General features: G+C 77.3%; 5 protein-coding genes. 3 read left to right on the top strand and 2 right to left on the bottom strand.

Features of this window, described 5'->3' with window-relative positions; genetic code table 11:
* Nucleotides 1-120 precede the first annotated feature (120 nt).
* Nucleotides 121-1,377 (top strand): NAD(P)-binding domain-containing protein, encoded by a 1,257-nt coding sequence (locus MHY85_RS09735; protein WP_239195866.1) that lies wholly within the window; start codon nt 121-123, stop codon nt 1,375-1,377.
* Nucleotides 1,378-1,391: 14 nt separating this feature from the next.
* Here MHY85_RS09735 and MHY85_RS09730 read toward each other — a convergent pair whose 3' ends face one another.
* The gene (locus tag MHY85_RS09730; RefSeq protein WP_239195865.1) at nt 1,392-2,681 is read right to left on the bottom strand and encodes an MFS transporter; all 1,290 of its coding nucleotides are present in this window, start codon (nt 2,679-2,681) and stop codon (nt 1,392-1,394) included.
* Nucleotides 2,682-2,801: 120 nt separating this feature from the next.
* On the opposite strand from MHY85_RS09730, the gene MHY85_RS09725 reads away from it, so the two are divergent.
* Nucleotides 2,802-3,695, top strand: a complete 894-nt coding sequence (locus MHY85_RS09725) for a LysR family transcriptional regulator (protein ID WP_239195864.1) — start codon at nt 2,802-2,804, stop codon at nt 3,693-3,695.
* 27 nt (nt 3,696-3,722) lie between these two features.
* Here MHY85_RS09725 and MHY85_RS09720 read toward each other — a convergent pair whose 3' ends face one another.
* On the bottom strand, nt 3,723-4,817 hold the full coding sequence (locus MHY85_RS09720) for a LacI family DNA-binding transcriptional regulator (RefSeq protein ID WP_239195862.1): 1,095 nt from the start codon (nt 4,815-4,817) through the stop codon (nt 3,723-3,725).
* 165 nt (nt 4,818-4,982) lie between these two features.
* Between MHY85_RS09720 and MHY85_RS09715 the strand changes: the two genes are divergently transcribed.
* Nucleotides 4,983-6,254 carry an extracellular solute-binding protein gene (locus MHY85_RS09715; protein WP_239195861.1) on the top strand — a complete coding sequence of 424 codons (1,272 nt, stop codon included), beginning with the start codon at nt 4,983-4,985 and terminating at the stop codon, nt 6,252-6,254.

The following is a 6,254-nucleotide window of genomic DNA, read 5'->3' as shown; positions in this document are numbered from 1 at the left end:
GTTCGCCCGTCCCGCCCCCGAGCCCCGTGCGCAACCGCCGAACTCCGGCGCGACCGACGAGCTCGGGCCCGTGACGTCCGGCCGGGGAACGACCGGCGACGGCACCGCGTTGGACCAGGCATGCCCGACCAGATCCCGAACGCCGCCCTGGCGGACGTCGTGGTCGTCGGCGCCGGGCAGGCCGGGCTCGCCGTGGCGGCGCACCTGGCGCGCTCGGGGTTCGTGCCGGCGTCGCCCACGTCCGCCGGCGCCGCCGACGGCGGGCGCGGCAGCACCGACGGCGGGCCTCCGACCTACGTGGTGCTGGACGCGGCCGCCGGGCCCGGCGGGGCGTGGCGCGAGCGCTGGCCCGGCCTCACCATGCGCACGGTCAACGGCGTGTACGAGCTGCCCGGCCGGCCGGTGCCGGCCTTCGACGCCGACGAGCCCGCGAGCCGCGCCCTGACCCGGTACTTCGGCTCCTACGAGCGCGACCTCGGCCTGGCCGTCCGCCGGCCCGTCGAGGTGCGCCGGGTCCGCGACGTGGGCGGCCCGCAGCGCCTGCTGGCCGTCGAGACCGAGGAGACCGAGCGCGTCCCGGTCCCGGCGCCCGACCCGGACGACGGGCTCGGCGGCGGCGCCGGAGGCCGCCGGGCGGAGGCGTCGACGGCGCGGCGCCGGGTGCGCCGCACCTGGCACACCCGCGCCCTCGTGAACGCCACCGGCACCTGGACCCGGCCGTTCTGGCCGACCTACCCGGGCGCGGGGTCGTTCGGCGGGATCCAGCGGCACACCCACGACTACCGGTCGCCCGAGGAGTTCGCCGGGCGCCGGGTGCTCGTGGTCGGCGGCGGCATCTCCGCCGTGCAGCACCTGCTCGCGATCCACCCCGTCGCGGCGTCCACCACCTGGGTCACCCGCCGCCCGCCGGACTGGCGGGACGCCTCGTTCACCCCGGAGCTCGGGCGCGAGGCGGTCGCCCGGGTCGACGAGCGGACGCGCGCCGGGCTGCCCCCGCAGAGCATCGTCGCGGCCACGGGCCTGCCGCTCACCGACCAGTACCGCGACGGCATCGCGCGCGGCGTCCTGGTCGCGCGGCCGATGTTCGCCCGGCTGGTGCCGGACGGGGCCGAGTGGGACGCGGCCGCCGCGGCCGGCCCGCTCGCCGACGGCTGGGTCACCGGACCGGCGCACGTGACGGCGGACGCGGTGCTGTGGGCGACCGGGTTCCGCGCGGCGCTCGACCACCTGCGCCCGCTCGGCCTGCGCGGGACGGGCGGCGGGATCGTCATGGACGGCACCCGCGTCGTCGCGGACCCGCGGGTGCAGCTGGTCGGGTACGGGCCCAGCGCGAGCACGGTCGGCGCCAACCGCGCGGCGCGTCAGACGCCCAGGTAGCGCCGGAGCTGGCGTCAGGGGTGGCGGGGCGTGCCGGCGCGGTGGGCCGACGCGGCGAGCGCGGCGAGCAGCACGAGCAGCGCGCCGGCCAGCAGCGCCATCGCCGTCGCCTGCGGGAGGACCCGCGCCAGCAGGCCGAGGCCCATCGCGGGCACGCTGAGCCCGAGGTACGCCACCAGGAACAGCCCCGCCAGGGCCTCGCCCCGCTGGTGCGGCGCCGCGAGGGCCGCCACCGTGCCCGACGCGGCCGCGAACAGCAGCCCGGCCCCGGCGCCGGTGACGAGCCCGCCGACCAGGAACACGTCGAGCCGTGCGGCGAGCATCCCGGCGGTCAGCACGACCAGGCCGGCCGCCTGCGCGACGAGGCCCGCGCGCAGTCGCGTCGCCGGTCGCACGCGGGTGGTGGCCGCCTGCACCGCGGCCGCGGCGCCGAACACGACGAAGACCACCAGCCCGGCGAGCAGCCGGGAGGTGTGGTGCAGCGTGCCGCCGACGAAGCCCGGGGCCACCGACGTGAACACGCCGAACACCGCGAACGCCGCGAACGCCGCGGCGTACGCGAGGCGCTGCGCGGCGGGGTCCCCGCCCGCCCGGCGCGGGCGCTGCGGCCGGTACGCGGGGCGGGCGGCGGGGCGCCGGACCGTCTCCGGTGCGATCAGCACCCCGACGACGCCCAGCAGCAGCAGCCCGGCGAACACGGCGTAGGACAGCCGCAGCGGGGCGACCCCCGTCTGCGCGAGCGCGCCCGCGGCGAGCGCCCCGGCGCCCAGGCCGCCGATGTTCGCCACCACGGCGACGACCTGCGGCCGGTGCCCGGCGTCCCCGGGCCGGTGCGCGGCGTGCAGCTCCGCGAGGTGGGCGGTGGCCGTGGCGGTGAGCATCCCGACGCCGAGGCCGCTGACGAACCGGGCGACCAGCAGCGTCGCCAGGCCCGTCCCGGACAGGAACAGCGCGGCGGCGGCGAGCTCCAGGGCGAGCGCGGGGAGCAGCACCCGGCGCCGGCCGAGCCAGTCGGACACGTGCCCGGCCAGCACCAGGGCGAGCGCGACGCCCACCGCGTACGCCGCGAACACGACGGTGACGGTGAAGGTCGAGAACCCGTCGGCCGCCTGGTACAGCGGGTAGAGCGGCGCGGGGACGGTCGAGAACGCCATCGTGGCCAGGAAGGCCGCGGCGACCAGCCGGAAGCCGGCGCGGTGGCGGGCGGCGGACGCGGAGGGCGCGGGCGGAGCGGCGGGTGCGGGGCGGTCGGCCGCCGTCGTCGCGGTGGCCCGGGCGGAGCGGGGGAGCGTGGGGGTGGACATGTCGGGCGGCCGTCCTCTCGGTCGGTGTGCGCGTGCTCCGCCACGGTGCGCCCACACCACCCATCGCGTCCAACAGTGGTTCTGGATGGCCGCCATCGACATCAGCGATAGCGTGGCGGGATGGAGCTCCGTCAGCTCGCCGCGTTCGTCGCGGTCGTCGAGGAGGGCACGTTCACCGCGGCCGCCGGACGGCTGCTGCTCGTGCAGTCCGCCGTGTCCGCGTCGGTGCAGGCGCTGGAGCGCGAGGTCGGCGCGCCGCTGCTCGCCCGCGGGCCGCGCCGGGTCGCCCTGACCGACGCGGGGACGGCCCTGCTCCCGCACGCCCGGGCCGCGCTCGACGCCGCCCGCGACGCCCGTGAGGCGGTCGACCTGGTGAAGGGCGGGCTGACCGGCACGGTGCGGGTCGGGACCATGCCGTCGGTCGGCCTGGTCGACGTGCCCGCGCTGCTCGGTGCGTTCCACCGTTCGCACCCGGGCGTCGCGCTGCGGCTCAGCGCCTCGACCTCGGGGTCCGCGGGCCTGGCCGCCGCGGTGGCCGACCGGCACCTGGACCTGGCGTTCGTGTCCGTGCCGGGCGGCGCCGCCCCGGGTGTCCGGCTGCTCGACCTCGCGTCGGCGCCGATGGACCTGCTCGTCCCGCCGGGGCACGACCTCGCGGAGCGGCCGGGCGGGCGCCCGGTCGACCTGGCGGAGCTCGCCGGGCTCGACTTCATCGACTCGCCGGCCGGCTACGGCAACCGGGTGGTCGTGGACGCGGCGTTCGCGGCCGCCGGGCTGGAGCGGCGGGTGACCGTCGAGGTCGCCGACATCGGGACCGTCGCGGGCTACGTCCGGCACGGGCTCGGCGTCGCCGTCGTGCCGCGGTTCACGGCGGTCGCCGCACCCGACCTGCCGGCCCTCGCGCTGGCGGCCGGGCTGCGCTGGCCGCTGGCGCTCGCGGTGCCGCGCGACCGGCGGCCGTCCGCGGCGACGGCCGCGCTGGTCCGCCACGTCCGCGAGCACGCCGCGCGCTGACCGGCCCGACCGGTCGCCGGCGCCCCGTCAGGCCGGCGGCGGGCAGCCGCAGGACTCGCGGCGGACCACGCGCACGGGCAGCCGGTGCGACTCCGGCTCTTCCGCGGGCGCCCCGGCGTGCCGCACGAGCACCTGCACCGCGAGCCGCCCCATCGCGGCCATCGGCTGCCGCACGGTCGTGAGCGAGGGCCGGGCCAGCCGCCCGGCGAGGATGCCGTCGAACCCGGTCACCACGACCCGCTCGGGCACCGGCACCCCGCGCGCGGCCAGCAGGTCGAGCACGCCGAGGGCGAGCTGGTCGCTCGCGCACACCAGCGCCCGCGGCAGCCGGTCCTCGGCGGCGAGCGCGGCGAGCACCTCGAACCGGTGCGGCTCGGCGAGGTCGGTCGGGTCGAGCGGCTCCGCGGGCCCGGGCAGCCCGGCGGCGGCGACCGCCTCCCGGAACCCGGCGAACCGCTCCTCGTAGTCGGGGGTGGTCAGCCGTCCGACGAACCCCAGGTCCCGCAGGCCGTGGTCCCGGACCAGGTGGTCCACCACGTCGCGCATCCCGGCACGGTTGTCGACGCCGATGTGGTGCAGGCCGTCGGCGACCGGGGGCGTGCTGAAGGCGACCACGGGGATGCGCCGCGCGACGTTCTCGAGCGTGCCGACCGGCGTCGGCCCGGGGAACACCGCGAGGCCGTCGACGCGGCCGGCGACCTCGGTCACCGACGCGCCGGACCCGCTGCCGCTGCTCAGCAGCAGGGCCTGGCCGCGCTGCCAGCACTCGAGCTCGAACCCGCGCTGCACCTCGTCCACGTACAGGGGGAAGGCGCGGGGGTCGGCGTCGGGGTCGGTGTCGTCGCCCGGGGTGGGGGTGGCGACGGGCAGCGCGCCGTCGGCGCCCTTCTGCGGCGCCGCGAGCATGAGGTCGAACGAGTACAGGCCGAGCGCGCCGGTGCGCCCGTGGGCGAGACCGCGGGCGCTCGCGTTGGGCACGTAGCCCAGCTCGCTCGCCGCGACGAGCACGGCGGCCCGGGTCGAGTCGCGGACCCGCTCGGGTTGGCGGAAGGTGAACGACACGGTCGCGATCGACACCCCCGCGCGCTCGGCGACGTCGTAGACGGTCGGTCGACGCGGCACTGCACCACCTCCTCGGGCCCCGCACGATGGTAGGGGCTCCGGCGCCTCGAGCCGGCCCCCCTTGCGCGGTTCATTCTATGCGCTTAACATGTCACTCCATCTAAGCGCATAGAAGCGCGAGGCGCCCGCCGCAAGGGCACCCGTCCGTTCGAGGAGGAACGCACCATGATCCGTCCCGCTGCGCGCGTCGCCGTCGTGACCGCGCTCGCCCTGACCGCACTCACCGCGTGCGGCCGCTCCGACGACACCGGCGGCGGCCCCACCGACGCCGCGACCCTGTCCGAGGGCGCCGCCTCGGGCGAGCTGACCGTGTGGGCGATGGGCGCCGAGGGCGAGGCCCTGCCCGACTTCGTGCAGGAGTTCACCGACGCCAACCCGGACGTCGACATCGAGGTCGTGCCGATCCCGTGGGACGCCGCGCGCGACAAGTTCCAGACCGCGATCGCCGCGGGCACCACCCCCGACGTCGCGATGATGGGCACCACCTGGATGGCCGAGTTCGGCGACGCGTTCGCCCCGGTCCCGGACGGCATCGACACCAGCGGGATCTTCGAGGGCTCGCTCGGCACCGCCGAGCTGGACGGCACCGCGATCGGCGTGCCGTGGTACGTCGACACCCGCGTCCTGTACTACCGGACCGACCTCGCCGAGCAGGCGGGCTGGACCGAGGCGCCCGCCACCCAGGAGGACCTCAAGCAGATGGCCGCCGACATGCAGGCCAAGGCGGGCGCCGACTACGGCATCCGGCTGCAGTCCGCGGGCAACGACTCGTTCCAGGGCTCGCTGTGGGCGCCGTGGTCGAACGGCGCGAGCCTGATGAACGACGACCAGACCGAGTGGACGCTCGACACCCCGGAGATGGTCGAGGCCTACGAGTACTACACGTCGTTCTTCGCGGACGGCATCGCGAACGCCTCCGCCGACCGCAGCGCGGGCGCCCAGGAGGCCGAGTTCGTCGCCGGCACGACCCCGATGCTCATCGACGGCCCGTTCATGATGGGCCAGCTCGCCACGCTCGGCGGCGAGGGCTTCGAGGACAAGTACGCCACCGCGCGCATCCCGGCCGGCGAGTCGTCGACCTCGTTCGCGGGCGGCTCCAACCTGGTGGTCTTCCAGGACTCGGACAACGCCGACGCCGCGTGGAAGCTCGTCGACTGGCTGACCCAGCCCGACGTGCAGGTGCAGTGGTACGACGTGACCGGCGACCTGCCGTCGCAGCAGTCCGCGTGGGACGACCCGTCGCTGGCCGACGACCAGAAGCTGGCCGTGTTCGGCGAGCAGCTCGAGGACACCCAGGCCCCGCCGGTGAACACCGCGTGGGTGCAGGTCGGCGCGGCCGCCGACTCCGTGCTCGAGCGGATGACCGTCAGCGGCGAGGCGCCCGAGGACGCCCTCGCAGAGCTGCAGCAGCAGGCGACGTCGATCGGCGTGGGCTGA

It is taken from the genome of Cellulomonas sp. ACRRI (genome assembly GCF_022346185.1).
Taxonomy (GTDB): domain Bacteria; phylum Actinomycetota; class Actinomycetes; order Actinomycetales; family Cellulomonadaceae; genus Cellulomonas.
The sequence above is the reverse complement of the archived record's forward strand: the minus strand, read 5'-3'. Positions and strand labels throughout refer to the sequence as shown.

What these genes read in the sequence shown, in the direction of transcription:
- MHY85_RS09735 (WP_239195866.1), top strand. Translation starts at nt 121, where the DNA reads ATGCCCGACCAGATCCCGAACGCCGCCCTGGCGGACGTCGTGGTCGTC.
- MHY85_RS09730 (WP_239195865.1), bottom strand. Translation starts at nt 2,681, where the DNA reads ATGTCCACCCCCACGCTCCCCCGCTCCGCCCGGGCCACCGCGACGACG.
- MHY85_RS09725 (WP_239195864.1), top strand. Translation starts at nt 2,802, where the DNA reads ATGGAGCTCCGTCAGCTCGCCGCGTTCGTCGCGGTCGTCGAGGAGGGC.
- MHY85_RS09715 (WP_239195861.1), top strand. Translation starts at nt 4,983, where the DNA reads ATGATCCGTCCCGCTGCGCGCGTCGCCGTCGTGACCGCGCTCGCCCTG.